This window comes from Nonomuraea sp. NPDC050478 (assembly GCF_044458265.1).
GTDB lineage: Bacteria > Actinomycetota > Actinomycetes > Streptosporangiales > Streptosporangiaceae > Nonomuraea > Nonomuraea ferruginea.
Genome location: NZ_JBITHT010000004.1, coordinates 706,810 through 733,326 on the forward strand (window position 1 = coordinate 706,810; position 26,517 = coordinate 733,326).

Here is a 26,517-nt window from a genome sequence, read left to right on the forward strand (position 1 = left end):
GCAGGTCAGTGGCGTGCGTAGCGGCCGGTGGGCTCGCCGACGGTCTCGCCGTCGCGGAAGCGCACCTGCCCGCCGACGGCGGTCACGACGGGCCAGCCGGTGAGCTCGACCCCCTCGAACGGGGTGTGGTCCTGGCCCGACAGGCACACCTCGTTGGTGACCGGCTGCGCCAGCTCGGGGTCGACCACGGTCAGGTCGGCGTCGAAGCCGACCATGAGGCTGCCCTTGCGGCCCCACAGGTTGTAGGCGCGGGCCGGGTTGGCCGAGGCCAGCTCGGCGATCCTGGACAGCGACAGGCCGCGCTTGCGGTGCCCCTCGGAGAACAGCACCGGGTAGAGCAGGGCGGTGCCGCCGAAGCCGGGGCGGGCCGGCCAGAGCTGGTCGCCCTTCTCGGCCTCCATGCAGCAGGCGTGGTCGGAGGCCACCCAGTCGATGGTGCCCTCGGCCGCGTGCCGCCACAGCGCCTCGTTGTCGGCCTTGGTGCGGATGGGCGGGTTGACCTTGCCGCCGAGGCTGCCGGTCGCGTCCAGGGTGTCGTGGTCCAGGCACAGGTGGTGCAGGGTCGTCTCGGCGCGCAGGTCGCCGCCGAACGAGCGGCGGGCCAGCGCGACCGCGTCCACGGCCTCCGCGCTCGACAGGTGGAGCAGGTTGAGGTTGGTGCCGGTGTGCGAGGCGAGCGTGGTGGCCTCGCCGATGGCGACCCGCTCGGTCAGCGGCGGGCGGCCCTCGTGGTAGGCGCGCAGCGTCTGCGGGTCTCCGTCGGCCCGTACGCGGTCGATGAAGACCCGCATGAGCTCCGACTGCTCGCAGTGCAGCGACACCGACAGCCGCTTGTCGGGGTTGGCCTTCTGGACCGCGGTGATCTGCTCCATCAGCAGGTAGAGGTGGCCCAGGTCGTACTCGTCGCCCATGGTGAAGGAGCGCGCGTCGCGGCTGTTGGCCGCCAGGTCGAACCCCTTGTAGAACATGTAGTACTTGAACGAGGTGACCCTGTGCTCCTCCACCAGCATGGGGATCTCGGCGATCTGGTCCACCGTCATCGGCGCCAGGTGGAAGGCGTAGTCGGTCCAGGTGCGGCCCGCCACCGCGTTCAGCACCTCGGGGAAGATCTCCTTGTACGGTCCCGTACGGTCGAGGTAGTGGGAGCCGGTGCGGAAGTACGACAGCACCGTGGTGGCGCCGCCGACCAGCGAGGAGCGGGTCTCCTCGAAGGCGTCGAGCGCCAGGTCCCGGTAGATGCCGAGGTGGAAGTGGGCGTCGACGGCGCCGGGGAGCACCACCTTGCCGCGGGCGTCGACCACCTCATCGGCTTCGGCGGCCGGGATGTCGTCGGCCAGGGCGGCGACCTTGCCGTTGGAGACCGCCAGGTCTGCGCGGATATCGCCGTGGAACGGCAGGACGACGGTGCCACCCTTGACGAGAAGGTCGTATCGAGACATGGAGATGGCCGGGCCCGGGGGTACCGGCCGTCACCCCCTTTCGGATGCGTTCCAGCCCATCTGGGCGGACAGTCGTGCGGTTGATTCGAGAAGCCTCGCGACGCATTCCCCGACCTCGGCGCGGAAGCGCTCCACCGGCCCGCAGACGCTGACGACCGCCACCGGCCTGCCGTGGTGGTCGAGGATGGGCGCCGCCACGGAGGCCGCGCCGGACATGCGCTCGGAGAAGGACTGGGCGTAGCCGCCCTCGCGGATCGAGGCCAGCTCCCTGCGGAGCCGGGCCTTGTCGACGATGGTGTTGCCGGTCAGCGGCTCCAGCGCGCCGAGCGACAGGTAGTTCTCCATCTCCTCCTCGGTGAGGAAGGCGAGGAAGGCCTTGGACGAGGCGCCCGCGTGCAGCGGGTGGGCCACGCCGAGGTTCACGCTCATGATGACCTCGCGGGCCGGGGTCACCTGGTCCACGTATATCCGGTAGTTACCGGTGCGGATCGACAGGGTGGCCGTCTCGTCGGTGCGCTGGGAGAGCGTCACCAGCTCCGGCGCGGCGATCCGCCGCACGTCGATCCGGTCGAGATAGGCCAGGCCCAGCCGCATCGCGCCGACGCCGAGCGAGTAGCGCCGGGTCGACTGGTCCAGTTCGATCAGCCCGCGCACGCGCAGCGAGGCGAGGATCCGGTGCACGGCGGCCTTGGACATGCCCAGCGCCTCGGCGATCTCGGTCACGCCCAGCGTGTTCGAGGGGGTCTCGGCGAAGTGCATGAGCACGTCCGCGGCCCGCTCGACGGTGGCGATGGCCTGGCCGGAGTTCTCCCTCGCGGGCGCCTTGCCGCTGGTCGCGGTGCCGGCGTTCTTGGTCGGCATCTGTCCTCCAAGGAAACGATCAGAATCGGCTATCTACCTTGGCGGTGAAAACCGACGCGCGCAGGAAGATCGGTGACAATTCGCGTGTCCAGGAACTCCCACCACTCGTCCTGGCTGACCCGCTGGTTCTCCCAGCCGTCGTCCGCCTTGAGGGTGGACAGCGCCTTGCGGTACTCGCCCCAGGCCGCCTCGTCCTCGAAGGCCGCCCAGTTCTCCAGCGTGTAGACGTCGCCGACGGCGCTGTAGTACCAGCGGACCTCGCTGACCATCGGCAGATCCCGGTAGAACCAGCTTTCCCGGTCTTCCAGCCACTGCCAGAAACCCTTCATGTCCTGCCGCGCCCGGGAACGCAGTTTCATCCGGTAGACGAGGTAGATCATTGCGAAGAGCTCCAGGTTGGCACTCAGGCGGGGTTGTTCCGCACACAGTAACGCTGTTTCAATATATTGGGAAGACCCGGTGCCGGACGCTGTCCTGCGGCGATTCGCGGCCCCGGGTTCCCGCCGCACCGTGCGGCGACGCGGGCACCGACTGGCCTGACGCACATCCAGCCATCTGAGGAGGCCGATTCCGTGGAGGCAGAGCAGATCGTCCCGAGGGACCGATCAGCGACCGACGACCAGCGCACCGCGCCGCCGGGTCCCCTGGCAGGCCTGGTGGTGGTCGACGCGGCCACCCTGTTCGCGGGCCCCCTGGCGGCGACGATCCTGGGCGACTACGGCGCCGACGTCGTCAAGGTCGAGCACCCCGACCGCGGCGACCCCTCCCGCACCCACGGCGCGAGCAAGGACGGGATCGGCCTGTGGTGGAAGATGCTCGGCCGCAACAAGCGGACCGTGACCGCCAACCTGGGGCGGCCCGAGGGCGCCGACCTGCTCAAACGGCTGCTCGCCCGGGCCGACGTGCTGATCGAGAACTTCCGTCCCGGCACCCTGGAGCGCTGGGGCCTGTCCCCTGACACGCTGCTGGAGCTCAACCCCCGGCTGGTGATCGCCCGGGTGACCGGCTTCGGGCAGCACGGTCCGTACTCCAGGAGGCCCGGGTTCGGCACCCTCGCCGAGTCGATGAGCGGCTTCGCGGCGGTCACCGGCGAGCCGGACGGGCCGCCGACGCTGCCGCCGTTCGGCCTGGCCGACGGCGTGGCGGCGCTGACCTGCGTGAGCGCCGTCACGATGGCGCTGCACCACCGCGACAGCCCCGGCGGCACCGGCCGCGGCCAGGTCGTCGACCTGGCCATCATCGAGCCGCTGGTCACCCTGCTCGGCCCGCAGCCCATGGTGTGGGACCAGCTCGGCCGGGTCCAGCCGCGCACCGGCAACCGCTCGGTCAACAACGCGCCGCGCAACACCTACCAGACCAGGGACGGCCGCTGGGTGGCGATCTCCACCTCGGCGAACTCCATCGCCGAGCGGGTCATGCGCCTGGTCGGGCACCCCGAGGTGATCGACGAGCCGTGGTTCGCCTCCGGGGCCGAGCGCGCGGAGCACGCCGACCTGCTCGACGCGTACGTCGGCGGCTGGATCGCCGAACGCGACCTGGACGAGGTGGTACGCGAGTTCGAGGCGGCCCAGGCGGCGGTCGCCCCCATCTACGACATCCGCGACGTGTTCGCGGACCCGCAGTACCAGGCCCTCGACACGATCACCACGGTCGACGACGAGGACCTCGGGCCGCTGCGGATGCAGAACGTGCTCTTCCGCCTCTCGGCGACGCCCGGCTCCATCCGCTGGAGCGGCCGCGCCAGGGGCGCCGACAACGACGACGTGTGGGGCGGGCTCGGCGTGAGCGCCGAGGATCTGGCCGCCCTGCGAGACAAGGGGATCGTGTGATGACCGAGACGAGCACGCTGCCGACGCTCTGGGAGCGCCTCGACGGTGCCAGGATCGTCGACCTCGCGCAGCCCATGCGGACGGGCATGCCGCAGTCACCGAGCCATCCGCGGTTCCGGATGGTCATCGAGCGCCGGCACGGCGACATGGTGCGCGAGGACGGCGGCTCGGCCGCCAACGAGGTGATCCTGACCGGCGGCCACGTGGGCACCCACGTCGACGCGCTCGGCCACGTCTCACAGGACGGCTACCTGTACGGCGGCGTCGAGGCCGCCGGGGTCCAGTCGCACCAGGGCCTGTCCCGGCTGGGCATCGACGCCTTCCCCCCGTACGTGGGACGCGGGGTGCTGCTCGACGTGGCCGCCCTGCACGGCGCCGACGTGCTCCCGCCCGGCTACGAGGTGACCCGCGCCGATCTGGAGGCCGCGCGGGACCGGGCCGGCGTGCGGATCCGGCCCGGCGACGCGGTGCTCATCGGCACCGGCTGGTCTCGGGAGTGGGACCGGCCCGGCCGGTTCATCGGCGAGGAGGGCGGCGTGCCCGGCCCCGGTCCGGACGCGGCCCGCTGGCTGGCCGAGCAGGGCGTGCGGGTGGCCGGCGGCGAGACCGTCGCCTTCGAGCAGATCCAGGCGGGCCGCGGCCACTCCGTGCTGCCCGTGCACCGGATCCTCCTGGTCGAGTCTGGGGTGAACATCGTGGAGACGATGCGGCTCACCGAGCTGCGGGAGCTGGGCGTGCCCGAGTTCCTGCTCGTGCTCAACCCGCTGCCGGTCGTCGGCGCCACCGGCGCACCGGTCCGGCCGCTCGCGGTGCTGGCGTCATGACGATCGTCTCCGCTCTCGCCGAGTTCGCCGCGGCCGCCCGTGACGGGCTGCCCGAGCCCGTCATGGCCGACGTCACGGGCCGGGTGCTCGACACGTTCGGCAACTGCCTGGCCGCCCAGGAGCTGACCGGCCCGCAGGAGCCGCACGAGGCGGTGCGGCGGCTGGCCGGGCGGTGGGGCGGCGCCGGCGAGTGCTCCGTGCTCGGCCACGCGCTCGCGCTGCCCGCCCCCTCGGCCGCCCTGGTCAACGGCACGCTCGCGCACGCGCTCGACTTCGACGACACCCACCTGCCGTCGGTGCTCCACCCGTCCGCCTCGGTCGTGCCCGCCGCGCTGGCGGTCGCGGAGTCGGTACGGGCGAGCGGCGCGGCCCTGTGCCAGGCCATCGCGGTCGGCGACGAGATCACCAACCGGCTCGGCATGGCCTCCTACCTGCCCGAGCTGCGCAACTCGCTCTTCTTCGAGAAGGGCTGGCACGCCACCTCCATCTGCGGCACGGTCGGCGCGGCCGCCGCCTCGGCCCTGCTCATGGGGCTGGACGCAGCAGGCATCGCGGACGCCATGGGCATCGCCGCCAGCATGGGCGCCGGGGTCATCGAGGCCAACCGCACCGGCGGCACCGTCAAGCGCGTCCACTGCGGCTGGGCGGCGCACTCCGGCGTGGTGGCCGCCGCCATGGCGGCCGAAGGGGTGACCGGGCCGCCGACGGTCTTCGAAGGACGTTTCGGCTTCTTCCAGGCGTTCCTCGACGGGCGCTACGACGCCGAAGCGATCACCGCCGGGCTCGGGGAGGATTGGGAGCTGCTGCGCACGGTCTACAAGCCGTACCCGTCCAACCACTTCACCCACCCGGGCATCGACGCCGCACTCGCGCTGCGCGCCGAAGGGCTGCGTCCCGAGGACGTGGACGAGATCGAGCTCGGCGTGGCCGCGGCCCCGCTGCGCACGATCGGGGAGCCGTACGAGGAGAAGATCCGCCCGCGCACCCCGTACCACGCGAAGTTCTCCGGCCCCTACACCGTGGCCAGCGCGCTGGTCGGCGGCGGCGGGCTGGGCCTGCACCTGGACGACTTCACCGAGACAGCGTTCCGCGACGAGCGCCGGCTGGCGCTGGCCGCGCGGGTCCGGGTGGTGGCCGACGAGCAGTGCTCGGAGGAGTTCCCGCGGGCGTTCTCGGCCGTGCTGCGGGTGCGCACCCGCGACGGGCGGCGGCTGGAGCACCGCGTCCACAGCTCACGCGGCGGCCCCGAGCACCCGCTCAGCATCGACGAGCTGGAGCGCAAGTACGCCCTCAACGCCGCACGCGTCCTGTCCCCCGAGGCGGTCACGACCCTCGCCAAGGAGGTCCGCGGCCTGGCCACCCGCGCAGACGTCACGGGCCTCCTGGAACCCGCGCTGATGACGACCCCGTGAGCACCCGCGCAGGGTGGCGCCCACGCCACCCTGCGCGCCCGCGGTGGCCCCGCCTCCCGGGGGTCAGGCGGTGGGCCAGAAGCGGGTGAGGAGAGGGCCGGGGAGGTCCGGGACGCCGGAGCCGTACGTCCAGGTGCGGGCCGTGAGGGAGAGCACCTCCACCTCGCCGCCCGACACGAGGCCCCGCGGTTCCGGGACACCGGACGCGGAGCCGCGGGCCCGGATGACGTCGTCCTCCACCCGCAGCGCCTCGGCGACGGGCCCGTGGACCACCCGCGGCGCGGGCCCGTCCGGCAGGCCGTCCTTCCAGGCGGGCGGGCCGGAGAACCAGGCGACGGCCAGGCAGCCGCCGGGGCCCGCGACGCTCGCCGTACGGGGCGTGGACGGCGGGAGGTAGGCGTAGGTGCCGGCGGGGAAGCCGGTGCCGCCGACCGAGATCAGGCCGTCCAGCACCACGAACTCCTCCGCGCACGGGTAGTGCCCGGTGTCCGGCCTGCTCCAGCCGGCGGGGAAGCGGACCAGCGACACCGACGCCTCGCCGGCCGCGTGCAACCGCACCAGCCGGACGGGTCCCGAGCTCGCGGGCATGACGACCTCCCGCCAGTCGAGGCCGGGACCGTCGAGGTCGACCACACGCGTCATCAGCGCCACACCTCCGCCGTCGCGCCGGGCACCCGGCGTTCCTCGATCACCGTGACGCCTTCGAGCCGGCCGTCACGGAAGCGCTGCCAGAGCCGCGCCTTGTAGTCGTCGTCCGCGAAGGTGATCAGCTCGACCACCTCGGTCCCCGGGTCGGCGGTCCACCGGTACGGGAACACCAGGAAGCGCCCCTCCACCAGCACCGCCCGCCCCTCGAACGACGGGTCGTCGAAGCGCAGCTCGCCGCCCTCGAAGCGGGCGCGGAAGTCCAGCACCTCGGGGTCGTGACCGGGCCTCCGGTAGACGATCCGCTCGTACCAGCGGTCCCCCTCCAGACGGGTCTCCTGGCGCGACGCGTACGTGTCCCGCACCTCCCCCGCCGGGGACAGGTGCGTATAGCTGCCCTCCCAGACCCCGGTGACAGCGGCGAGCCGCTCCCGCAGCCCACCCGGAACGGCCGCGGTCATCGTGCCATGCCGAGGACGCGGCGGGCCTGGCGGACCACGGCCTCGTCGACCATCCGCCCGGCCGAGTCGAGCAGCACGCCCGACCCGCTCGCCTCGAACCGCTCCACCAGGTCCCTGGCCCAGGCGACCCGCTCGGCCGACGGGGTGAACACCTCGTTGACGACCGCGATCTGGGCCGGGTGGATGCAGGCCCGGCCCGCGTACCCGAGCCGGGCGATCGCCTCCGTGGACGCCCGCAGGGCATCGAGGTCGCGGAAGTCTGTGGACACCGGCCCGACCGGCGGGGAGATCCCCGCGGCGGCCGACGCGAACACGACCTGGGAACGGGCCCAGAGCAGCTCCCGCTCGTCCGGCCCGGTGGTGACGCCGGTGTCGGCGCGCAGGTCGGCCTCGCCCACCTGCAGACGGGCCACCCGGGGGCCACGCGCGATCTCCAGCGCCTGGAAGATCGCCGAGGCGGACTCCAGCAGCGGCACCACCCGCACCCCGTCCGCGCCCAGCGCGGTGAGCAGGGTGTCGAGCTCGGCCAGCTCGGCGGCGCTCTCGACCTTGGCCACGACCAGCCCGGCCAGCGACGGCGCGGTGGCCACGGCGCGGACGTCCGCCTCGCGCAGCGAGCCGGGGTTCACCCGGACCCACAGCTCCACCGGCCCGGGATCGGTCTCCCGCAGCCAGCCGGCCACCGCATCCCTGGCCGCGTCCTTGCCCGCGGGCGGGACGGCGTCCTCCAGGTCGACGATGAGCGCGTCCGCGCCCCTGCCGAGCGCCTTGCCCAGCTTGTCCGGCGCGTCGCCCGGCACGTACAGGTGGGATCGGGCCATGCCGCTCACCCGACCTTGACGTCGCCGCGCGACAGCGACCTGGCCACCACCGTGCGCAGCACGTCGTTGGTGCCCTCGCCGATGCTCATCAGCACCGAGTCACGGTAGAGCCGCTCGACCTCGTACTCGGTGGAGTAGCCGTACCCGCCGTGGACCTTGAGCGAGCTGATCGCGGACTCCAGCGCGACCTCCGAGCAGAAGATCTTCGCCATGCCGGTCTGCGCGTCCGCGCGGCCCTTCCTGACCTGGTCGGCGGCCCAGTACGCCATGAGCCTCGCCGCCTGCAGCGTGGTGGCCAGGGAGGCGAGCTGGATCTGCACGGCCTGGAAGTCGCCGATCGGCTGCCCGAACGCCCTGCGCTGGCGGGAGTAGGCCAGGGCCTCGTCGTAGGCGCGCTGGGCGATGCCGACGGAGCGGGCGGCGATGTTGACCCGGCCCCACTCCAGGGCGGACAGCGCCTGCTGCATGCCCCGCCCCTCGATGCCGCCGAGCAGGTTCGAGGCCGGGACGCGCACGTCGTCGAGCACGATCTCGCACGACTCGGTGCCCTTGTAGCCGAGCTTCGGGATGTCCTTGGTGACCTGGTAGCCGGGGGTGTCCGCCTCGACGAGCAGGACGCTCATGCCCTTGTGCGCGGGCGTGGTCGCCGGGTCGGTCTTGACGAGCACCGGCAGCGGGTCGGCGTAGCGGGCGTTGGTGATCCACGTCTTGGTGCCGCTGACCACGTAGTGGTCGCCCTCGCGCCGCGCGGTGGTGCGGATGCCCTGCAGGTCGGTGCCGGCGTCCGGCTCGGTCAGGCCGATGCCGGTGCGGCGCTCGCCGGTGGCCAGCCCGGGCAGGTAGCGCCGCTTCTGGTCGTCGGTGCCGTGCATGGCGATCATGCGGCAGGCCAGGGAGTGGCTGCCGAGGATGCCGGCCACGCCCATCCAGCCGCGCGAGATCTCCTCGAAGACCAGCGCGAACGACACCGGGTCCAGGTCGAGGCCGCCGTACTCCTCGGGGACGGTGATGCCGAACAGGCCCAGCTCCTTGAACCCGTCGACGATCTCCGTCGGGTACCGGCCGGAGTGCTCCCAGTCGCGCGCGACGGGCACGATCTCCTTGTCGACGAACGCGCGCAGCAGGGCGCGGAAGTCCCGCTGCTCCTCGTTCAGCTCGAAGTCCATGATTACCTTTCGTGCCTTTCAAGGGGGACGAACACCGGCAGGGCGCGACCGTCGGGCAGCGGGCGCCAGTCCAGCCGGAGCGGGTCGCCGATCCCGACCGCGCCGGGTTCGTCGGTGACCACGTTGGACAGCAGCAGCACGCCTTCGGCGAGCCGCACCCTGGCGACGACGTACGGGGGCGTGAAGCCGGGCATCGCCCGCTGGACCACCGTGCAGGCGTCGACCGCGGCCTCGCCGGAGGCGTCGAGCCAGCCCAGGCCCTCGGTGGCGCCGCACGCGGTGCAGAGCGCCCTGGGCGGGTGCTGGGCGTGCCCGCAGGAGCAGCGCTGCACGAGCAGCCGCCTCTCCCGGGTGGCCTCCCACCAGGGCAGGGTGACCTCGTCGGGTTCTGGCGCGTTCACCGGTCCACCCCCAGCAGGACGGTCGCGTGCGTGGACAGGATGCCGCCGGTGCCGTGGGCGAGCGCGACCTCCGCGCCCGGCACCTGCCGCTCGCCGCACTCGCCGCGCAGCTGGCGGACGGCCTCGACGAGCAGCAGCACCCCGTACTGGCCTGGGTGGCAGTACGACAGGCCGCCGCCCGAGGTGTCGAGCGGGAAGTCGCCGCCCGGGCGGATGCGCCCGCCGGCGATCCAGTCGAGCGCCTCGCCCCGGCCGCAGAACCCGAGCGCCTCCAGGGTGAGCACGACCGTGATGGTGAACGAGTCGTACACCTCGGCCACGTCCACGTCGGCCGGGGTGATCCCGGCGCGGGCGAACGCGTCGCGGCCCGCCTCGACGGCGCCGGTCACGGTCAGGTCGCCGACGGCGGTCATCGACGTGTTCGTGGTGCGCTCGCCGTAGCCGAGCACGCGGACCGGCGGTCTGCGCAGGTCGCGGGCCCGCTCCAGCGAGGTGAGCACGATCGCGCCGCCGCCGTCGGTCACCAGGCAGCAGTCGGCCGAGGTGAGCGGCGTGGACACCATGGGCGCGGCGAGCACCTCGGCGGCGCTGAGCGGCCCGGCCCCGTGCCGGTAGGCGGCCGGGTTGAGCAGCGCCCACTCGCGGGCCGCGACCGCGACCTCGGCGAGCTGCTCGCGGGTGCCGCCGTAGCGGTGCAGGTACTGCTGGGCGGCCATGGCGTAGTACGAGATCGGGTACAGCGGCCCGTAGGGCGTCTCGAACTGCGCCTCGGGCGTGTGCGTCTCCACCACGCCGCCGAGCGACCTGGACCGCGCCGAGCGCTGGTTGGACGCGAACGAGACGACGACGGTGGAGCACTGGCCGGCCTCGATGGCCTGGACCGCGCGGGCGACGTACATCTCGAACGCCGACCCGCCCGCGAAGGTGGAGTCGGTCCAGGACGGGCGCAGCCCGAGATACTCGGCGAGCTGGGTGGCCGAGAACCGGGACACCCCGGTGGTGGCCACGCCGTCCACGTCGGCGAGGGTGAGCCCGGCGTCGGCCAGGGCCCTGGTCACCGCCTGGGCCTGCAGCCCGAGTATCGACCTGCCGGTGACGCCGAGGTCGCTCTCGGCGGCGCCGGCGATGGCGACGGCGGTCATGAGGCCTCCCCGCCGAGCACGATCTCCGCTCCGGCCGGCTCGACCGCCACCCGCTCCGGCAGGTCGCCGTCGATGATGAGCACCCGCTGCTCGACCTGGACGACGCCGCCCTCGACGGCGGTCACCCGGCCGACGCAGCGGACGGTCTCACCGGCGAAGACGAGGTTCTTGAACCGGAAGTGCAGGCGGCGCACGAACGCGCGCGGCCCGAACCAGTCCTGCACCTGCTCGGCCAGGAGCGCCCCGAACACCTGCCCGTCCACGACCGGCGCCGGCAGCCCGCGCGGCGCCAGGTAGTCGGGGTCGTAGTGGAGCCGGTGCCAGTCCCAGGTGGCGCCGGCGTAGGCGACCATGGCGCGCAGGTCGATGGTCCGCTCCAGCGGCGGCACCTCCGCGCCGGGTGTGACCCTCGGTGCTGTCACCGGTCCTCCTTCCGCGCGACGTAGATGATGGTCTCCTCGTTGGTGCAGAGCAGGTCGCCGTCCTGGTTGGTGTAGGTGGCGACGGAGGAGACGACGAGCATGTCCTGCCCACCTGACGTGCGGCGCTCGGTGGCGCCCTCCAGCCGCCAGGTGGCGGTGATCACGTCGTCCGGGCGGACGTGCCGGTGGAAGGTGTACGTGTTGCCGCCGCGCACCTTCCTGCTGCCCGGGATGTCGATGTGCCAGTCGTGGCCCGCGTACCCGTCGGCGTCGGGCGGCACGTCGGCGTACTGGTTGGTCTCGCAGATCAGCGTCGGCGGCGCGACGACGCCCGGGAGCCCGTGCTCGCGGGCGTAGGCGTCGTCGGTGTAGAGCGGGTTGTCGTCGCCGACGGCCTTGGCGAAGTAGCGGATGGCGGCGCGGCCCAGCTCCTCCGGCGCGGTGTAGGTGACCTCCGTGCCGATCCTGGCGCGGAGTTCGTCGCTCAGCAGGCTCATGGCAGCACCGCCGTGGGGAAGACCTCCAGCAGGAACTCCGGCCGCAGCAGGCCGGCGCAGAGCGCGCCGGTGGAGGCCGGCCACGGCTCGCGCAGCCGCTCCTTGCGCACGCCCGCCACGCCCCGGTAGCCGGCCAGCCCGTCCGGGCAGACGAACTCGATCGTGGAGATCAGGTGCTCGGGCCCGGCCCCGGCGGCGGCCAGCACCTGCCCGATCGCGTCGTAGGTGACCTCGGCCTGGGCGACCACGTCGCCGGGGTGCAGGACCTCCTGCGTCTCCATGTCGAGCGAGGCGAAGCCGCTCATCCACAGCATGCCGCCGGCCTTGACGCCGGGCGTGTAGGTGAGCGTGTCGTAGCGGGACCAGCCGGGGTTGACGGCCTCCAGCGGGTGGCGCGAGGCGGTGACCTCCAGCGCGACGAGCACGCCAGGCCGGTGCAGCTCGCTCATCAGGATGCCGCCCGCGCCCGGGTAGACGCCCGCGCCGCCGAGCCGCTCCTTGCGCGCCCGGTGGGTGCGCCGGTAGACGTCGCGGGTGGCGGGGGTGCTGTAGTCGTACGTGGTCACGGCGGCGTCGAGCGACAGCCCGGCGCCGCGCAGCAGCCGGTCGGCCTTGTCCAGGCAGTAGGCGTACTGGCCGACCAGGTCGCCCTCGTGCACCACCGCGCCGTGCTCGTCGACGGGCAGCAGGGTCGGCAGGAACACGGCGCCGTCGGCCGTCTCGGCCACCCCGCACTCGGAGACGGCCTTGGGCCCGCCGGGGCTCGCGTGCACCTCGATCTCGATGAACGCCGCCGGGCGCAGCAGCCGCTCCACGATCACCGTGCTGACGGCGGGCCGGTGCTCGCCGAAGACCTCCTGCCGGACGGCCTCGGCCTCCGGGTAGTGGCCGAGGCCGTGGACGGTGACGTTCTCGGTGATCTTGGTGACGTCCTGGAAGGTGAGTCCCGCGGCCTCCAGGATCCTCTCGATCTTCGCGTACGCGGTCCTGGCCTGGTCGGTCATGCCGCCCCTGACCACCATGCGGCCGCTCTCCGGGTCGTGCTCGCTGGCCGAGTGGCCGGACAGCCAGGCGTCGGCGCCGTGCGTGAGGCCGAGCGAGAAGGAGTACCCCTCGTAGCGGAACCAGGGGAAGTGGCCGGGACGGATGGCGTTGAGTGTCATGCGTTCTCCTCCGGGGCCGCGAGCCGGTCGGCCAGCGCGGCGATGGCGGTCAGGTCGGGCTCGGCGGCCAGCGCGCGGATCCGGCGGGCCAGCTCGTCCGCCTCCGGTGACGGCCCGCCCGCGTTGGCGGTGAACTTGGCGAGCAGCGCGGCCTCGCTCAGCGGGTTGCCCGGGCCGCCGGCGCTGCTCGGCACCCTGCCCTCGACCTCCCGCCCGCCGGCCAGCCGCAACCGCACGTGGCCGGGCGCGTCGGCGGCGACGCCGGGGAACGGGGTGACCTCGGTGCGGACCCGGGCCGCGAGCGCGGCGACGTCGTGTCGTCGCAGCCTGCCGGGCTCGTACGTGCCGAGCGTCACCTCGCCGTCCAGCAGCAGCGCGGCCACACTCCAGGGCAGCGAGAACTTCGCGTCGTACGGGGTGCGCGGCGCGACCTTGCGGTCGGCGGGCTCGCACACGATGGAGGCACTGTCGGGATGCACATACGCGATCACCTCGACCACCTCCTCACCGAGCCGAGCCGCGCGGGTTTCCCCGCCGGGCCGGTCCCCACGGGCCTCGTCGCCAGGCCGGGCCGCGCGAGCCTCCACGCCGGGCCGGTCCCCACGGGCCTCGTCGCCAGGCCGGCCCGCGCGAGCCTCCTCACCGGGGCGCGGCGGGCGGGTCTCCCCGTCGTGCGAGGTCGTACGCGGCTGGGCGGTCTTGTCGCCCAGAGCTGCTGCGCGGAGGGCGTCGGCGGCGGCGTCCAGGGTGGCGTGCATGAGCTGGCAGGCCGGGTACGGCTTGACGGTGATGCGGGTGGTCTCCCACGTCTCGCCCAGGCCGCCGGTGATGCGGGCGATGTCCGCGGGGCGGGCGGCCAGGGCCGCGTAGAGGCCGTGCGGGCCCTCGATCACGGTGTCGGGACCGCTGGCGCCGGCCGCCGCGAGCCGGGCGGCCAGGATGCCGGACGCCGAGGCCAGGCCGGGGTGCAGCTGCTTGGTGGACGCGCCGGTCGACAGGAACTCCAGCAGGCCCCCCGCCTGGCTGCCGGCGATGCCCAGCGCGTCCACGGCCGTGGCGGGGTCGAGGCGCATCAGCCGGGCCGCCACGACGGCGGCGGCCAGCACGCCGCACGCCATGGTGGCGTGCAGGCCGCGAGCGTGGAAGGCGTGCGGCGCGGCGGCGCCGAGCCGGCACACGGTCTCGTACCCGGCGATGGCGGCGGCGAGCGTCTCGGCGCCGCTCGCGCCGGTCTGCTCACCGACGGCGAGCGCGGCGGGCAGCACCGCGGCGGTGGCGTGCACCAGCCCGCCCGCGTGCGTGTCGTCGAAGTCGAGCGCGTGCACGAGCGTCCCGGTGGCCAGCGCCGCCGCCACCGCGGACCCGCGCCCGCCGGTGCCGGGAATCCCCGACTCGGGCGGCCCCCCGAGCCCGCGGGCGACGGCGATCGCGGGCGCCGCCGCCCCGGCCCGGCCGCCCGCGACGGCGGTGCCGAACCCGTCGAGCAGATGCCTGCACGCGGCCTCCCGCACCTCCTCGGGCGCGCCCGCCGGCCCGGGCCCGAGCGCCCAGGCCACGAGAGTACGCGCGACGGTCACGACCCCACCGCCCCCACACCCTCCGAAGCCCCCCCACCGGAGGCAGCCGCCCCGCCGCCGGAAGCCGACGCGGTGTTCCCGCCGGAGGCCGGGGCCTCGCCGCCGGAAGTCTGCGCGGCGTCCCCACCGGAAGCCGGGACAGCGCCGCCGGAAGCCGGCGCGGCGTTCCCGCCGGAGGCCGGGGCCTCGCCATCGGAAGTCTGCGCGGCGTCCCCACCGGAAGCCGGGACAGCGCCGCCGGAAGCCGGCGTGGTGTCGCCGTCGGGAAGCGGGCCGAAGGCGCCGGCGCTGGTGAGGGTGCTGATCCGGGTGTCGTCGTAGCCGAGGAGGTCGCGGACGACGTGGCCGAAGTCCTCGTTGCGGCGGGGCGCGCGGCGGTAGGCGGGACGGTCGGCGCCGACCCGGACCGGGGAGGCGACCTGGCGGACGGTGCCCCAGTGCGGGTGCTCGGTCTCCACCAGGAGGTCGCGGGCGAGGGTGTGCTCCTCCTTCATGGCCGCGGGCACGTCGTTGATCGGGCCGCACGGGATGGAGGCGGCGTAGAGCGGCTTCAGCCACTCGTCGACCGTGCGCCGCCGGAAGATCTCCTCCAGCAGGGGCAGCAGCACGTCCTTGTTGCGCCGCCGGTCGGCGAAGGTGGCGAAGCGCGGGTCGCCGGCCCACTCGGGGTGACCGATCACCACGGCGAGCCGCTGCCAGAACTTCTCCTTGGCGCAGCCGACCACCAGCCACCCGTCGGCCGCCTCGAACGCCTGGAACGGCACCAGCGACGGGTGCGCCGAGTGACGGGTGCGCTCGGGGACGAACCCGGCGTTGAGGTGCCAGACCGCCGGGTAGGTCAGCAGCCCTATGGCGGTGTCGTACAGGCTGACGTCGCAGTCCATGCCGACCCCGTCCCTGCGGGCCGCGTGCAGGCCTGCCAGCAGCGAGATGGCCGCCACGAACCCGCCGGAGTAGTCGACCATCGACAGGCCCGACTTGGTCGGCGGGCCCTCCGGGTCGCCGGTGAGGTCCATCCACCCGGCCAGGCCCTGGAGCACGTAGTCGTAGCCGGGCTCCTTGCTGCGCGGCCCGGTCATGCCGAAGCCGGTCAGCGAGCAGCACACGATGGCCGGGTTGAGGTGCTTGAGGTCGTCGTAGGTGATGCCGATCTTGGCCGGCACGTCGCCACGCAGGTTGCTGTAGACGGCGTCGCTGACCTTGACGAGGTCCTCGAAGACCGCGCGGCCCTCCGGGCTGGACAGGTCCAGGGAGAGGCTGCGCTTGTTGCGGTTGAAGGTCTCGAAGAACAGCGAGTCCTCGCCCTCGGCGTACGGGGGCACGTAGCGGCCGACGTCGCCGCCGGCCCTCGGGTCCTCGATCTTGATCACCTCGGCGCCCAGGTCGGCCAGGTGCACGCTGCCGAACGGGCCCGCGCCGTACTGCTCGACGGCGATGATCCGGACGTCTTCCAGCGGTCTCACGCTCGTCCTCCCGTGATGTCGGCGATGAGGCGGATGATGGATCGCTGCGCCGCCCTGGTCTCGGCGGCCGGCAGGCCGTGCGTGGGCGGGGTCAGCTTGACGGAGCCGGCGAGGCCCTCGTAGGCGGCGATCCGCTCCCGTACCTCGTCGCGGGTGCCGGCGAGGGTGAGTGCGTCCACCATGCGGTCGGTCACCACGTCCCCGAGGTGGTCGGCGCCGCGCCCGCCGCGGAAGGCCTCGATCACGGTCTCCTGCTCGGCGGCCAGGTCGTGGAAGGCGAAGAAGTCCGCGTAGCTGCGCACGCTCGCGTAGAAGCCGACCAGGCCGGCGGCGCGGCGGCGGGCCAGCTTCGGATCGTCGTCGACCGAGCAGGCGGCGGAGACGACGAGGTCGAGGTCGCCGCGCCCCTTGCCGCGCTCATCGACGTGGGCCTTGGCGAGCCCGGCCTCGATCTCCGGCAGGATGCGCTCGGCCAGGTAGGAGGGCGAGCACAGCTCGTGGGAGATCCAGCCGTCGCCGATCTCGGCGGCGAGCCTGGTCATCGCCGGGCCGACGGCCGCCAGGTAGATCGGGATCCGGGTGCGGACGACCGGGAAGGGGCGCTGGTAGCCGACGATCCGCATCGGCTCGTGCTCGCCGTCGAGCACCATCGGCTCGCCGGTGCCGCAGTGCTCCCAGAAGTGGCGCAGGTAGCGGACGGTCTCGCGCAGGTGGCCGACCGGCTTGCCCCAGCGGGCGTTGTGCCAGTCCTCGTTGAGCCGCTTGACCCCGGAGCCGAGCCCGAGCACGAACCGGCCGCCGGACAGCTCGTCCAGGTCGAGCGCCTCCAGCGCGGTCACCATCGGGCTGCGGGTGAACGCCAGCGCGATCGCGGTGCCGACCCGGGCGGTGCCGGTGGCCTGGGCGAGCGCCGCGGCCGACACGGTCGCGCTGCGGTGCAGCTCGGGCACCCACACGACCTCCGCGCCCGCCTCCTCGGCGGCGCGGGCGGCGGCGGCCTGCTCCTCCAGGGTCTCGCCCCACGGGCCGTAGGTGATGCGCACTCAGTCCTCCAGGGCGAGCGGCTGTTCCGCTGTCGGGAACAGGCCCTCGATCTGCTCGGCGCCGCGCCGGTAGACGTAGAAGGTCCGCTTGAACGAGCAGACCTCCTTGCCGTCCTGGTTGAGCGTCCTGGTCTTCACGGTGACGATGCCGGCGTGCGGGCGGCTGCCGGACTCGCGCTTCTCCAGCACGATCGACTCGCTCCACAGCGTGTCGCCCGCGAACACCGGGTGGGTCATCCGGATGTCGGTCCAGCCCAGGTTGGCGAAGGCGTTCTGGGTCAGGTCGGTGACGCTCTGCCCGACGGCGATGGCCACCGTGAAGGTGGAGACCACGAGGGGCTTGCCGAACTCCGACTTCGCCGCGTACTCCGCGTTGAAGTGCATCTGGTTGGTGTTCATCGTGAGGAGCGTGAACCAGGTGTTGTCCGCCTCGGAGACGGTCCTGCCGAGTGGATGCTGATACACGTCCCCGACTTCGAAGTCCTCGAAGTACCGGCCCTGCCAGCCCGGTTTGACACTCATGACGTTTCCTCGCTCTGGCCTCACGCTGACAGCCAGAGCCTAAACGTCAGACCATTCAAGGGTCAAGGCGGTGTTCCGCTCTACGCAACGACGTTTCGTCTAGTCGCCGTTCTGGCGGCGCTCCCTGTCGATGCGCGTGTAGGTCTCGCGCAGATGCTCCAGATGCTCGCGCTGGGCCCGCTCGGCGGCCTCGCGGTCGCCGGACTCGACGGCCCCGAAGATCTCCCTGTGGTCGCGGTCGACCCGCTCGAAGAAGTCGGACGCCGCCTCGTCGCGGGCGAACCTGCTCTCCAGCACGCCGAACACGGGCGCGGTCACGGCGGTCAGCAGCGGGTTGCCCGCCGCGGCGAGCAGCACCTCGTGGAAGCCCCGGTTGGCGGCGAACCCGCGCCCCCGGTCGCGGCGCGGCTTGACCAGGGACCGCCGCAGGGCCTCCAGCTGCTCGGGGGACCTGCGCTCGGCGGCCAGCCCGGCGGCGGGCACCTCCAGCAGGCACCGGACCTCCAGCAGGTTGGCCACCGAGCCGGCGTCGGTGAACAGCGCGAAGCTGGAGCGCAGGTAGTGCTTGATGTGCTCGGGGTCGGGGTGGACCACGAAACTGCCCCCGGCCACTCCCCTGCGGGTGACCAGCAGGCCCTCGCTGGAGAGGACGCGCAGCGCCTCGCGCACCGTGCTGCGGCTCACGCCGTACATGGCGCACAGCTCCGGCTCCACCGGGAGCCGGTCGCCGGGCTTCAACTGGCCGGCGAGAATCTGCTCCCTCAGCCGGCTCGCCAGGTCCTGGTACGCCGGAGCAGCGGCGCGGTCGGTCGGCACGGCCACAGCGTAACCCGCCATGCGGGATCACCACGACTCCGGATTCCCTCTAGCGAAACGGTGTTTCAACATGAAACCCTGATGCTCCACGTGAAGGGAGCCCCCATGACCAGCACCAGCCCGTCCCCGGAGCGCGCGCGCAGGATCATCCTGGCCCGCCGGCCGGAAGGAGTGCCCGCCGAGGAGGACTTCCGGCTGGAGACCGTGCCGGTGACCTCGCCCGGCCCCGGCGAGGTGCTGGTCCGGGCCGTCCACCTGTCGCTCGACCCGTGGGTCCGCGGCGCCATGACCGGCCGCAACCTGGGCCACCCGCCGATCCACCCGGGTGACCTGGTGCCCGGCAGGGCCGTCGCCCGGGTGGTGGGCACCGGCGAGTGGGTGGTGGCCGAGACCGGCTGGCAGGAGTACGCCACCGTGCCCGCGGAGTCGATCCGCCCGGTCGCCGTGCCGCCGGGCGTCCCCCGTACGGCCGTGCTCGGGGTGCTCGGCACGCCCGGCCTGACCGCGTACGCCGCGATCATCCGGCTGATCCGGCCGGCGGTCGGCGACACCGTCGTGGTCTCCTCGGCCACCGGAGCCGTCGGCGGCGTGGCCGGGCAGCTCGCCCGCCTCGCGGGCGCGCGCACGGTGGCGATCGTCGGCGGGCCGGCCAAGTGCGAGCGGGCCACGGACTTCTTCGGCTACGCGGCGGCCGTCGACCGGCACGACCCCGGGTGGGCCGACGCGCTCGCGGAGGCCTGCCCCGACGGCGTCGACGGCTACCTGCACATGGCGGGCGGCGAGGTGCTGCGCGGGGTGGCGGACCGGCTCGCCCCGCACGCCCGGGTGGCGCTCGCCGGCCTGCCCGACCACGCGAACGAGGTGGGCGAGACGGTCCTGCCCGCCGGGGCGGTCATGCGGGCGCGGGCGTCCGTGCACGGGCTGGTCGTGTACGACCACTTCGACCTGCGCCCGCGGTTCGCCGACCGGGTGGGCAAGCTGCTCACCGAGGGGCGGCTCCGCTTCCTGGAGGACGAGCACCACGGCCTGGAGTCGACGCCCGCCGCCTTCGCCCGGCTCATGTCGGGCCTGAACACCGGCAAGGCCGTGGTGCACCTTGACCGGGATACATCAGACAATTAGAGTCTTCGAAACAGCGTTCCGAGTAGCGGAATGATCGGGGAGGCGGATCCATGAGAACACCGGTCGGCACGGCGGAGGCCATGCTCACCTCCGTCATCGAGCGGCGGCTGGAGGGCGTCCTCGACACCTTCTCCCCCGCCGACGACGCGTACGTCTTCGTCGAGGGTCCCCGCTGGACCACGCACGGCGGCGACCGGATCAAGGCCGGCTGGGAGGCCTACTTCAAGGCCCCCATCCGGATCCACGGCTTCCGCTGGGTGGAGGGCCCGTTCTGCTGGGAGGCCGACACGCTGGCCCAGGTCGCGGGCGTCATCGACTACGACATCGAGGGCGACGGCAAGAAGGGCCGGCTCCGGATGCGGATGACCTGGCTGGTGCGCCGCGAGGACGACACCTGGCGCATCGTGCACGAGCACGGCTCGCAGCCGCTGGCCGACCCCTACGGCGCCGGCGACTGGTGGCCGGAGGGCGAGAACCCGCTGCGATGAGCGACGTCCCGCTGGTGGAGGAGCTGGCCTGCGTCTGGATCGAGGTTCCCGGCCTCGACGCCACCGCGGAGCGCCTGCGGAGCGTCCTCGGCCTCGAATCCCGCGCGAGCGGCACACTCGCCCCGGAAGCCGGGCTCGGCGGATGGGCCGGGCGGCCGTGGGCGCTGCTGGGACCGCCCGGCTTCCCGTACGGGATGGTCTGCCTGGTCGAGGGCGAGGCGCGGCCGGTCACGCGGGCGCTGCCGCGCGGCTGGGACTCGGTGGAGCTGGTCGTCGAGGACGTCGACGCGGCCGCCGGGCGGCTGGCCGGCTGGCCCGGCGTCCGGCCCGTGGCCGAGCCGTTCACCACCGACCTGTCGGAGCTGGGCAGCAACGTGCACCGCTCCGGCGTGTGGCGGATGCCCTGGGGCACCCACCTGATCCTGACCACCGGCCTCACCGAGCCGCAGGGCCGCAGCTTCCCCAGCGCCCGCCGGGGCACCGGCCCGGTCTTCGAGGTGCACCTGCGCACCGACGACCACGACACGGCGCGGCGGCTGTACGGCGGGAGCCTCGGCATGCCGGCGCTGATGGCCGCCGACTTCACCGAAGGCCCGCTGCACCGCGCCTGGGGCATCCCCGGCGGCACCCCGGTCAGCATGAGCCTGCTCAAGAGCGGCCGCGAGGGCACCGGCCGGGGCGCGATCGAGCTGCAGGGCCACCCGGCGGCGAACCTCGACCCTGCGGGGCTCCCGGGCGGCACCGGCCTGGTCAGCTACGCCTGCGCCGACCTGGACGCGGCGCACGCCGCCGTGCTGGCGGGCGGGCACCGCGCCACCGACCCGGCCGTGCCGGGGACCGGGCCGCTGGCCGGCCGCCGGTCGTTCGTGGCGTACGGGTCCGAAGGAGAGCGGGTGCACCTCGTGGCGCACCGGGAGGAAGGGAACACCCCGTGATCAGCGAACTGCGGGTGACGACCGTCGCCGTGTCCGACCTGGATCGCTCCCGCGCCTTCTACGCGGACACCTTCGGGTACGTCCCGCACGCCGAGGCGGAGGTGCGCGGCGCCGCCGCCGAGGCCGCCTGGCAGATGCCGGCCGGGCTCACCGGCAGGGCCGTGGTCATGGGGCCGGAGGGGGCGACGACCGGGCTGCTGCGCCTGGTCCAGTTCGCCGTCCCCGGCCGCCCGTACTGGGGGGAGTACGCCCGCCCGCAGGACTACGGCCACTACGCGCTCAACATCAGGGTCGACGACCTCCACGCCGCCGTGGGGCGGCTGGTGGCGGCGGGCGGCCGGCAGAAGTCGCAGCCGACCCGCTGGACCGTGATGGAGGACCTGTCCGCCTGGGACTCGCTCTCCTACGACCCGGACGGCGTCGTGCTCGACGTGTTCCAGCTGGAGCCGGGGCCGACCAGCCCGCTCGCCGGGTACGACGGCCGGCCGAGCGAGCTGCAGACCGTCGCGATCCACGTGAGCGACGCCCGCCGCGCCGCCGCGTTCTACACCGCGCTCGGCTACGAGGTGCTGTACGACAAGCTGATCGAGAACATGGAGTCGTTCTTCCGCCTGCCGCCGGGCACCGGGCTGCACAACATCAACCTGTTCATGCCGGGCGGCACGGTCAACGGCCGGGTGGAGATCGCCCAGTACGTCGGCTTCCCCGGCAGGCAGCAGCGCGCCACGGCCGTGCCGCCCAGTCTGGGCATCCTGTCGGCCTCCCTGGAGACGGACGACCTGGCGGCCACGTCCGCGCTGGTCACGGGCCTCGGCGCGGAGCCCGTCTGCCCGCCCGTCGAGGTGGACCTGCCGCCGTACGGTTCCGCGCTCGTCCAGTCCTTCTTCGGGCCGGACGGCGAGGTCCTGGAGTTCTACCAGTGCGGGTGAGGCGGGTCGCGCTGGTCACCGGCGCGGGAAGCGGGCTCGGCCGGGCCGTGGCCCTGGCCCTGGGCGCCGACGGCTACGCCGTGGTCTGCGCCGGGCGGCGGGCCGGTCGGGTGGCCGAGACGGCCGGGGAGATCCGGGCCGCCGGCGGCGAGGCCGTCGGCGTGCCGCTCGACGTGACACTGACCGAGCGGGTGGACGCCGTGGTCGCCGGGGTGGTCGCCTCGTACGGGCGGCTCGATGTGCTGGTCAACAACGCGGGCGTCTTCCGCAAGGCCGAGATCGTGGACCTGGACGACGAGGCGTGGCGGGAGACCGTCGACGCGAACCTGACCGGCGCTTTCCTGTGCGCCCGCGCCGCCGCCCGGCAGATGACCGGCCAGGAGCCGGTGGCGGGCGAGCGCGGCCACATCGTCAACGTCAACTCCGGCGCGGGCCTGCGCGGCTACCCGACGGGGGCGGCGTACTCGGCCTCCAAGTTCGGCCTGCTCGGCCTGTCCGACACCCTCCGGCAGGAGCTGGCGGGCCGCCACGTGAAGGTGACCGACCTGGTGGTGGCGGCCATGGTCAAGAGCGAGCTGTCGAGCCGGGCCGGTCCGGACCGGCTGGAGGCGTCCGTGGTGGGCGACCTGGTGCGCGACCTGCTCCGCCTGCGCGGCGCGGCCGTGGTCACCCGGCTCGACCTGGGACAGCTCCCGGCCTCCTGATCATCCGATGCGCGGTGTCCCGCCGTCCCGCAGCTCCACCAGCTCGTAGGAGGAGGACAGGCGGTCGGAGCGGAGGCGGATCAGCAGCCAGTCCCCGTCCGTGCTCGTCCACAGGTGCTCCTCGGCCCCGCCGTCGCTGGTCAGCAGGAAGTGCCGGGTGGGGAAGGTGCCGGCGGGCACGGTGATCGTCTCCTCGCCGACCAGGGTGGCGGTGAGGTCGCCCAGTTCGTCCGCGTACGGCCCGGTCGCCCCGTTGGGGCGGGGCGAGGAGCGGAACCCGCCCGTCAACGGCTGCGGGCCGCCGGCGGCGAGGTCGTACGCAGGGACGATCCAGGCGTCGCAGCACACCGCGTGCGGCACGAAGAACGGCGGCGGCCCGGCCAGCGGGACCCGCTGCGACACCCTGCCCTCGTCCCTGAGCAGCAGCTCCGACTCCAGGGTGTCCTCGCCGAAGACGAACCATCCCTCGCCCAGGAACGCGCCGCCCACCCGGTGGCTGACGAAGGACCGCAGCGGACGGAACCCGGCGGACGCGGTGTGCACGACGTCCCGCTCGATGTCCGTGTCGAACATGCGGCAGTGGGCGCGCAGCGTGCGGGTGCCGTCCTCGGCGGCGGTGAGCGTCCACTCCTCGCGGCCGCGCACCCCCACCCCGTCACCCATGTAATGGATCACTCCGTGCCGGTAGCGGCTGCTCAACGGTGCACTTCTCCTTCTCGCGGACGCGCCGGCTCACCCGGCCGCGTCGTCCAGGGCTTTCAGCAGGGAGGCGACGCCGCCCGTCCCGTCGTGGCCGGGCGCCGCGCGCACGGCCCCGGCCGTGAACGGATCCCAGACCGGGTCGGCGGCGACCACCGGCACCGGCGGCTCGCCTGGCCACGCGGCGGCGGCCCTGAAGGCGGCGGCGTAGGTCCGCCACGACCTTGCGAGGTCGAGCGTCCTGCGGTGCAGCTCGGCCAGGTCCGGCCGGCCGCCGGGCAGTTCGGGCAGGCCCGTGCCCAGCCCGCCGTCCCGCACCAGGTGCCAGGCCCTGAGCAGGTGCGTGCCGTGCTCGTCGGGCACCAGGTCAGGGGTACGCGCGCAAGCCTCACTTTCGGTCAGCACGGCCGGGTCAGGCAGGCCGGCCAGCGCCAGCGCCCGCACCCGCCCGGGACCCAGCCGAGCGACAGCGACGGCCACCACCGCACCGGCTCCGATCCCATAGATGTCAACGCCGTCGACCCCGAGCGCGTCGATAGCGTCCCCAACAGCCAGAACGATCTCGTCACGCAACCCGGACCCGGCTTCGGCGGCCAGATAGGACCCGCCGGTCCCCGGCAGGCCGTCGCGCGGGCCGGATCCAAGCGTGGTCGCCGGGCCCGAGCCGCCAGTTCCCGGCAGATCATCGCGCGGGCCGGATCCAAGCCTGGCCGCCGGGCCTGAGCCGCCGGTCCCCGGCAGGCCGTCGCGCGGGCCTGATCCGGGCCAGGCGGCCAGGTCCGAGTCGCCGGTTCCCGGTAGGTCGAGGGCGAAGGCCGGGCGGTGGCGGCCTACCTCGGCGAGCAGGTCCGTGACGGCTCGACCGGAGGCGGGGGCCGGGGGCAGGATCACCAACGGCCGCCCTGACCCGTCGGCCGGTCCGGCCGTTCTGACGAGCAACTGCCCAAGCCGGGTCGGCACGTACCGACGGCTCACGCCTTCTACGCGCCCGGCCGTACTGGGCGGGACCGCACCAGACGAGGCTGCGCGTGATGATCCCGCGCCGGATGGGGCCGCACAGGACGACGACGCAGCGCCGGTTGGTGCGTGGGATGTCGCGTGGGTGTGGATGCGGGACGCCAGTGCCGGGGTGCCGGAGGCGGAGGTTTCCAGCTGGAGCCGGTGTGCGGGAAGGCGTGCCAGGTGGGCGTGGAGGGGGTCGGCGGGGGATGCCAGGACGAGGGTGGGGACGGTCAGGCGGGCGAGCAGCGGGACCGGGTCGCAGGTGAAGGCCGCGCGGTAGGCCAGCGGGTAGTTCGCCCCCGCTTCCAGCAGCCCCGTGGTCACCTCGTGCAGGTACGAGGCCGGTGGCGGGGCGGCGGTCAGCCGGGAGGCGGCGCGCTCGTCGTACCAGGGCCAGTACAGGAACATGTTGCGCACCTGGTGCCACGCCGCCACCAGATGGCCGCCGTCGCTCCGCGGCTCCACCGGCGGCAGGTAGTGGGCGAGCTGGTCGGCCCGCTCCTCGGGAGTGGACACCCCGACCCCGTCGAGGACGAGCGAGGCCACCAGCTCCGGCCGCGCGACCGCGAGGGACAGGGCGATCTTGGCCCCCGTGTGCGTCCCGTACAGATGGACCCGATCCAGCCCGAGCGCGGTCAGCGTCTCGCCGAGGGCCGCGCCGTAGCCGGCCATGCCCGGGTCCGGCGCCGGGAGCGGGTCGGAGCCGCCGTGCCCCGGCGTGTCGAGCGCGTACACCGTGAACGAGCCAGCCAGTTCGGCGGCCAGCTCGCGCAGCGGCCGCCAGTCGCCGGGAGAGGCGTGGAGGAGGACGACCGGCAGGCCGCGCCCGGCGCGGGCGTAGTGGACCTGCCGGCCGTTCACCGTGACGAAACGGCGCTCCATCCGGTCACTTGCCGATTTCGACCGTGTGCCAGCCGTCGGCGTCCTTCTTCCACTGATAGACGTGGATGTCGTCGATGCCGAAGAACTCGTGCTTGTCCGGGCTGATGGAGTTGCCGGAAGGCGTCTCCTGGTCGGAGATCTCGATCGAGTCGAGCGTGGCCGCGACCTTGTCCGGGTCGATCGACTGGGCCTGCTCGGCGGCCTTGGCGTAGGCGAGCACGCAGTCCGCGGCGATCTCGGCCGCCTTGGGCGACTCTGCGCCGGTCTTCGGGCCGGTGTTCTTGCCGAACCGCTTCTCGATCTCCTCGATGTGCGTGCGGTAACCGGGCTTCCAGGTGTCGCGGCCTTCCTTGCCCGGGTACGGGTAGTAGGTGGCGCTGAAGATCGCGCCGTCCGCGGCGTCACCGGCCGCCTCGACGAAGGAGATGTTGCGGGCGCCGGAGCCGCCGACGATGAGCCCCTTGTAGCCGGTCTCGCCGGCGGCGGCCATGGTCTTGGCGCCGCCGGCCGAGTTGGAGATCCAGATCGCGCCGGCGTCCTTGAGGTTCTCGACGTACGCGCGGTGCGACTGGTCGTCGTTGCGGGTCTCCTGGAAGCCCGCGAAGGTGAGCCCGGCGGCCTCGGCCTGCTTCTGGATCTCGGCCGCGGTGCCCTTGCCCGCGTCGTCCCCCTCGTACACGATGCCGACGGACGTGATGCCCTCGGCCTTCAGGTGCTCGATGATCTTCTGAACGTCCAGGGAGACGGGGTCCTGGGCCCGGTAGCCGTACTTGACCGAGGTGAAGTCGCCGGTGGCGACCATCGGCTGGCAGTTGATCTTCTTGGCGTTCTCCAGGACGGGCTTGGCGGCGTTGTAGAACGCCGACAGCGCCGGGCCGATCACCAGCCCCACGCTGTCGTCACCGGCGAACTCGTTGGCCGCCTGCACCCCCTTGGCCGGGTCGAGCGCGGTGTCGCGGACGACCAGTTCGAGCTTGGCGCCGCCGACGCCGCCCTCGGCGTTGAGCCGGTCGATCTCGACCCTGACCGAGTTCTCCATGGAGATGCCCGCGACGGCGAACGCGCCCGTCACCGGGCCGATGAGCCCGACCTTCACGACCGGCATGCCGGCGCTCCAGCCGCTGCCGGAGGCCGCCTGCTCGACTCCGGCTCGTTCTTCCTTGCTCGCGCAGGCGGTGAGCAGCAGGGTGGCGCTCGCCAGCGCCAGCAGCTTGCGACCAGTGGTGACCGTCATCACGGGGGTCTTCCTCTC

At 73.5% G+C, this 26,517-nt stretch carries 28 protein-coding genes; 8 read left to right on the forward strand and 20 right to left on the reverse strand.

The window, feature by feature from the left end; genetic code table 11:
• Window positions 1–5: 5 nt before the first annotated feature.
• Genes ACIBF7_RS23210 through ACIBF7_RS23220 form a run of 3 tightly spaced genes read right to left on the reverse strand, consistent with a single transcriptional unit; the run spans window position 6 to window position 2,680 of the window.
• Window positions 6–1,439: a dihydroorotase family protein gene (locus ACIBF7_RS23210; RefSeq protein ID WP_397198126.1), complete on the reverse strand. Its 1,434-nt coding sequence runs from the start codon at window positions 1,437–1,439 to the stop codon at window positions 6–8.
• Between the two features lie 30 nt (window positions 1,440–1,469).
• Window positions 1,470–2,300, reverse strand: a complete 831-nt coding sequence (locus ACIBF7_RS23215) for an IclR family transcriptional regulator (RefSeq protein ID WP_148033450.1) — start codon at window positions 2,298–2,300, stop codon at window positions 1,470–1,472.
• Window positions 2,301–2,329: 29 nt separating this feature from the next.
• The gene (locus ACIBF7_RS23220; RefSeq protein ID WP_148033451.1) at window positions 2,330–2,680 is read right to left on the reverse strand and encodes a hypothetical protein; all 351 of its coding nucleotides are present in this window, start codon (window positions 2,678–2,680) and stop codon (window positions 2,330–2,332) included.
• A 273-nt stretch (window positions 2,681–2,953) separates the two neighbouring features.
• On the opposite strand from ACIBF7_RS23220, the gene ACIBF7_RS23225 reads away from it, so the two are divergent.
• Genes ACIBF7_RS23225 through ACIBF7_RS23235 form a run of 3 tightly spaced genes read left to right on the forward strand, consistent with a single transcriptional unit; the run spans window position 2,954 to window position 6,365 of the window.
• Window positions 2,954–4,129 (forward strand): CaiB/BaiF CoA-transferase family protein, encoded by a 1,176-nt coding sequence (locus tag ACIBF7_RS23225; protein ID WP_222709186.1) that lies wholly within the window; start codon window positions 2,954–2,956, stop codon window positions 4,127–4,129.
• Complete coding sequence (locus tag ACIBF7_RS23230; RefSeq protein ID WP_148033452.1) at window positions 4,129–4,953, forward strand: cyclase family protein; 825 nt, start codon at window positions 4,129–4,131, stop codon at window positions 4,951–4,953. Before ACIBF7_RS23225 ends, ACIBF7_RS23230 begins: the two co-directional genes overlap by 1 nt.
• Entirely contained in the window at window positions 4,950–6,365 is a 1,416-nt protein-coding gene (locus ACIBF7_RS23235) for an MmgE/PrpD family protein (protein ID WP_271280146.1), read from the forward strand. The genes ACIBF7_RS23230 and ACIBF7_RS23235 overlap by 4 nt, the downstream gene beginning before the upstream one ends.
• 63 nt (window positions 6,366–6,428) lie before the next feature.
• Here the strand turns inward: ACIBF7_RS23235 and ACIBF7_RS23240 are convergent, their stop codons facing one another.
• The 14 genes from ACIBF7_RS23240 to ACIBF7_RS23305 all read right to left on the reverse strand — a co-directional run bounded on the left by ACIBF7_RS23240 (window position 6,429) and on the right by ACIBF7_RS23305 (window position 18,525).
• Complete coding sequence (locus ACIBF7_RS23240; RefSeq protein WP_397198127.1) at window positions 6,429–7,007, reverse strand: hypothetical protein; 579 nt, start codon at window positions 7,005–7,007, stop codon at window positions 6,429–6,431.
• Window positions 7,007–7,471 carry a DUF3598 family protein gene (locus tag ACIBF7_RS23245; RefSeq protein ID WP_397198128.1) on the reverse strand — a complete coding sequence of 155 codons (465 nt, stop codon included), beginning with the start codon at window positions 7,469–7,471 and terminating at the stop codon, window positions 7,007–7,009. The genes ACIBF7_RS23240 and ACIBF7_RS23245 overlap by 1 nt, the downstream gene beginning before the upstream one ends.
• On the reverse strand, window positions 7,468–8,292 hold the full coding sequence (locus ACIBF7_RS23250; protein ID WP_397198129.1) for an HpcH/HpaI aldolase/citrate lyase family protein: 825 nt from the start codon (window positions 8,290–8,292) through the stop codon (window positions 7,468–7,470). The genes ACIBF7_RS23245 and ACIBF7_RS23250 overlap by 4 nt, the downstream gene beginning before the upstream one ends.
• A 5-nt stretch (window positions 8,293–8,297) precedes the next feature.
• Window positions 8,298–9,458 carry an acyl-CoA dehydrogenase family protein gene (locus ACIBF7_RS23255; protein ID WP_148033457.1) on the reverse strand — a complete coding sequence of 387 codons (1,161 nt, stop codon included), beginning with the start codon at window positions 9,456–9,458 and terminating at the stop codon, window positions 8,298–8,300.
• A 2-nt stretch (window positions 9,459–9,460) separates the two neighbouring features.
• Entirely contained in the window at window positions 9,461–9,859 is a 399-nt protein-coding gene (locus ACIBF7_RS23260) for a Zn-ribbon domain-containing OB-fold protein (RefSeq protein WP_148033458.1), read from the reverse strand.
• Window positions 9,856–11,001, reverse strand: a complete 1,146-nt coding sequence (locus ACIBF7_RS23265) for an acetyl-CoA acetyltransferase (RefSeq protein WP_397198130.1) — start codon at window positions 10,999–11,001, stop codon at window positions 9,856–9,858. The genes ACIBF7_RS23260 and ACIBF7_RS23265 overlap by 4 nt, the downstream gene beginning before the upstream one ends.
• The gene (locus ACIBF7_RS23270) at window positions 10,998–11,423 is read right to left on the reverse strand and encodes a MaoC/PaaZ C-terminal domain-containing protein (RefSeq protein ID WP_397198131.1); all 426 of its coding nucleotides are present in this window, start codon (window positions 11,421–11,423) and stop codon (window positions 10,998–11,000) included. Before ACIBF7_RS23270 ends, ACIBF7_RS23265 begins: the two co-directional genes overlap by 4 nt.
• On the reverse strand, window positions 11,420–11,920 hold the full coding sequence (locus tag ACIBF7_RS23275; protein WP_271280274.1) for a MaoC family dehydratase N-terminal domain-containing protein: 501 nt from the start codon (window positions 11,918–11,920) through the stop codon (window positions 11,420–11,422). Before ACIBF7_RS23275 ends, ACIBF7_RS23270 begins: the two co-directional genes overlap by 4 nt.
• A complete protein-coding gene (locus ACIBF7_RS23280) occupies window positions 11,917–13,083 on the reverse strand; it encodes a RidA family protein (RefSeq protein ID WP_397198132.1) in 1,167 nt (388 codons plus the stop codon). Before ACIBF7_RS23280 ends, ACIBF7_RS23275 begins: the two co-directional genes overlap by 4 nt.
• Complete coding sequence (locus tag ACIBF7_RS23285) at window positions 13,080–14,660, reverse strand: MmgE/PrpD family protein (RefSeq protein ID WP_397198133.1); 1,581 nt, start codon at window positions 14,658–14,660, stop codon at window positions 13,080–13,082. The genes ACIBF7_RS23280 and ACIBF7_RS23285 overlap by 4 nt, the downstream gene beginning before the upstream one ends.
• Complete coding sequence (locus tag ACIBF7_RS23290; protein WP_397198134.1) at window positions 14,657–16,123, reverse strand: CoA transferase; 1,467 nt, start codon at window positions 16,121–16,123, stop codon at window positions 14,657–14,659. Before ACIBF7_RS23290 ends, ACIBF7_RS23285 begins: the two co-directional genes overlap by 4 nt.
• Window positions 16,120–17,166, reverse strand: coding sequence for an LLM class flavin-dependent oxidoreductase (locus ACIBF7_RS23295; RefSeq protein WP_364228347.1), 1,047 nt, complete (start codon window positions 17,164–17,166; stop codon window positions 16,120–16,122). The genes ACIBF7_RS23290 and ACIBF7_RS23295 overlap by 4 nt, the downstream gene beginning before the upstream one ends.
• Complete coding sequence (locus ACIBF7_RS23300) at window positions 17,167–17,688, reverse strand: MaoC family dehydratase (protein ID WP_219549164.1); 522 nt, start codon at window positions 17,686–17,688, stop codon at window positions 17,167–17,169.
• A 99-nt stretch (window positions 17,689–17,787) separates the two neighbouring features.
• On the reverse strand, window positions 17,788–18,525 hold the full coding sequence (locus ACIBF7_RS23305) for a FadR/GntR family transcriptional regulator (protein WP_148033465.1): 738 nt from the start codon (window positions 18,523–18,525) through the stop codon (window positions 17,788–17,790).
• An 84-nt stretch (window positions 18,526–18,609) separates the two neighbouring features.
• Between ACIBF7_RS23305 and ACIBF7_RS23310 the strand changes: the two genes are divergently transcribed.
• Genes ACIBF7_RS23310 through ACIBF7_RS23330 form a run of 5 tightly spaced genes read left to right on the forward strand, consistent with a single transcriptional unit; the run spans window position 18,610 to window position 22,682 of the window.
• Window positions 18,610–19,626, forward strand: coding sequence for a zinc-binding dehydrogenase (locus ACIBF7_RS23310; protein ID WP_397198136.1), 1,017 nt, complete (start codon window positions 18,610–18,612; stop codon window positions 19,624–19,626).
• A 50-nt stretch (window positions 19,627–19,676) separates the two neighbouring features.
• Complete coding sequence (locus ACIBF7_RS23315; protein WP_364228342.1) at window positions 19,677–20,114, forward strand: nuclear transport factor 2 family protein; 438 nt, start codon at window positions 19,677–19,679, stop codon at window positions 20,112–20,114.
• The gene (locus ACIBF7_RS23320) at window positions 20,111–21,049 is read left to right on the forward strand and encodes a hypothetical protein (RefSeq protein ID WP_364228340.1); all 939 of its coding nucleotides are present in this window, start codon (window positions 20,111–20,113) and stop codon (window positions 21,047–21,049) included. Before ACIBF7_RS23315 ends, ACIBF7_RS23320 begins: the two co-directional genes overlap by 4 nt.
• Window positions 21,046–21,978: a VOC family protein gene (locus ACIBF7_RS23325; RefSeq protein WP_397198137.1), complete on the forward strand. Its 933-nt coding sequence runs from the start codon at window positions 21,046–21,048 to the stop codon at window positions 21,976–21,978. Before ACIBF7_RS23320 ends, ACIBF7_RS23325 begins: the two co-directional genes overlap by 4 nt.
• Window positions 21,969–22,682, forward strand: coding sequence for an SDR family oxidoreductase (locus ACIBF7_RS23330; RefSeq protein WP_397198138.1), 714 nt, complete (start codon window positions 21,969–21,971; stop codon window positions 22,680–22,682). The genes ACIBF7_RS23325 and ACIBF7_RS23330 overlap by 10 nt, the downstream gene beginning before the upstream one ends.
• Here the strand turns inward: ACIBF7_RS23330 and ACIBF7_RS23335 are convergent, their stop codons facing one another.
• From ACIBF7_RS23335 to ACIBF7_RS23345, 3 genes are read right to left on the reverse strand one after another with little or no spacing between them, the layout of a single operon-like run.
• Window positions 22,683–23,381, reverse strand: a complete 699-nt coding sequence (locus tag ACIBF7_RS23335) for a hypothetical protein (protein ID WP_364228334.1) — start codon at window positions 23,379–23,381, stop codon at window positions 22,683–22,685.
• A 33-nt stretch (window positions 23,382–23,414) separates the two neighbouring features.
• Complete coding sequence (locus tag ACIBF7_RS23340; RefSeq protein WP_397198139.1) at window positions 23,415–25,265, reverse strand: alpha/beta fold hydrolase; 1,851 nt, start codon at window positions 25,263–25,265, stop codon at window positions 23,415–23,417.
• A gap of 4 nt (window positions 25,266–25,269) precedes the next feature.
• A complete protein-coding gene (locus tag ACIBF7_RS23345) occupies window positions 25,270–26,499 on the reverse strand; it encodes an ABC transporter substrate-binding protein (RefSeq protein ID WP_397198140.1) in 1,230 nt (409 codons plus the stop codon).
• Between the last annotated feature and the right edge of the window lie 18 nt (window positions 26,500–26,517).

Excerpts from the sequence above, each read along its gene's own strand:
- ACIBF7_RS23255 (WP_148033457.1), bottom strand. The coding sequence starts at position 9,458 with ATGGACTTCGAGCTGAACGAGGAGCAGCGGGACTTCCGCGCCCTGCTG.
- ACIBF7_RS23235 (WP_271280146.1), top strand. The coding sequence starts at position 4,950 with ATGACGATCGTCTCCGCTCTCGCCGAGTTCGCCGCGGCCGCCCGTGAC.
- ACIBF7_RS23280 (WP_397198132.1), bottom strand. The coding sequence starts at position 13,083 with ATGACACTCAACGCCATCCGTCCCGGCCACTTCCCCTGGTTCCGCTAC.
- ACIBF7_RS23210 (WP_397198126.1), bottom strand. The coding sequence starts at position 1,439 with ATGTCTCGATACGACCTTCTCGTCAAGGGTGGCACCGTCGTCCTGCCG.
- ACIBF7_RS23275 (WP_271280274.1), bottom strand. The coding sequence starts at position 11,920 with ATGAGCCTGCTGAGCGACGAACTCCGCGCCAGGATCGGCACGGAGGTC.
- ACIBF7_RS23305 (WP_148033465.1), bottom strand. The coding sequence starts at position 18,525 with ATGGCGGGTTACGCTGTGGCCGTGCCGACCGACCGCGCCGCTGCTCCG.
- ACIBF7_RS23230 (WP_148033452.1), top strand. The coding sequence starts at position 4,129 with ATGACCGAGACGAGCACGCTGCCGACGCTCTGGGAGCGCCTCGACGGT.
- ACIBF7_RS23250 (WP_397198129.1), bottom strand. The coding sequence starts at position 8,292 with ATGGCCCGATCCCACCTGTACGTGCCGGGCGACGCGCCGGACAAGCTG.
- ACIBF7_RS23265 (WP_397198130.1), bottom strand. The coding sequence starts at position 11,001 with ATGACCGCCGTCGCCATCGCCGGCGCCGCCGAGAGCGACCTCGGCGTC.
- ACIBF7_RS23345 (WP_397198140.1), bottom strand. The coding sequence starts at position 26,499 with ATGACGGTCACCACTGGTCGCAAGCTGCTGGCGCTGGCGAGCGCCACC.
- ACIBF7_RS23315 (WP_364228342.1), top strand. The coding sequence starts at position 19,677 with ATGAGAACACCGGTCGGCACGGCGGAGGCCATGCTCACCTCCGTCATC.
- ACIBF7_RS23240 (WP_397198127.1), bottom strand. The coding sequence starts at position 7,007 with ATGACGCGTGTGGTCGACCTCGACGGTCCCGGCCTCGACTGGCGGGAG.
- ACIBF7_RS23215 (WP_148033450.1), bottom strand. The coding sequence starts at position 2,300 with ATGCCGACCAAGAACGCCGGCACCGCGACCAGCGGCAAGGCGCCCGCG.
- ACIBF7_RS23245 (WP_397198128.1), bottom strand. The coding sequence starts at position 7,471 with ATGACCGCGGCCGTTCCGGGTGGGCTGCGGGAGCGGCTCGCCGCTGTC.
- ACIBF7_RS23340 (WP_397198139.1), bottom strand. The coding sequence starts at position 25,265 with ATGGAGCGCCGTTTCGTCACGGTGAACGGCCGGCAGGTCCACTACGCC.
- ACIBF7_RS23320 (WP_364228340.1), top strand. The coding sequence starts at position 20,111 with ATGAGCGACGTCCCGCTGGTGGAGGAGCTGGCCTGCGTCTGGATCGAG.
- ACIBF7_RS23310 (WP_397198136.1), top strand. The coding sequence starts at position 18,610 with ATGACCAGCACCAGCCCGTCCCCGGAGCGCGCGCGCAGGATCATCCTG.
- ACIBF7_RS23300 (WP_219549164.1), bottom strand. The coding sequence starts at position 17,688 with ATGAGTGTCAAACCGGGCTGGCAGGGCCGGTACTTCGAGGACTTCGAA.
- ACIBF7_RS23220 (WP_148033451.1), bottom strand. The coding sequence starts at position 2,680 with ATGATCTACCTCGTCTACCGGATGAAACTGCGTTCCCGGGCGCGGCAG.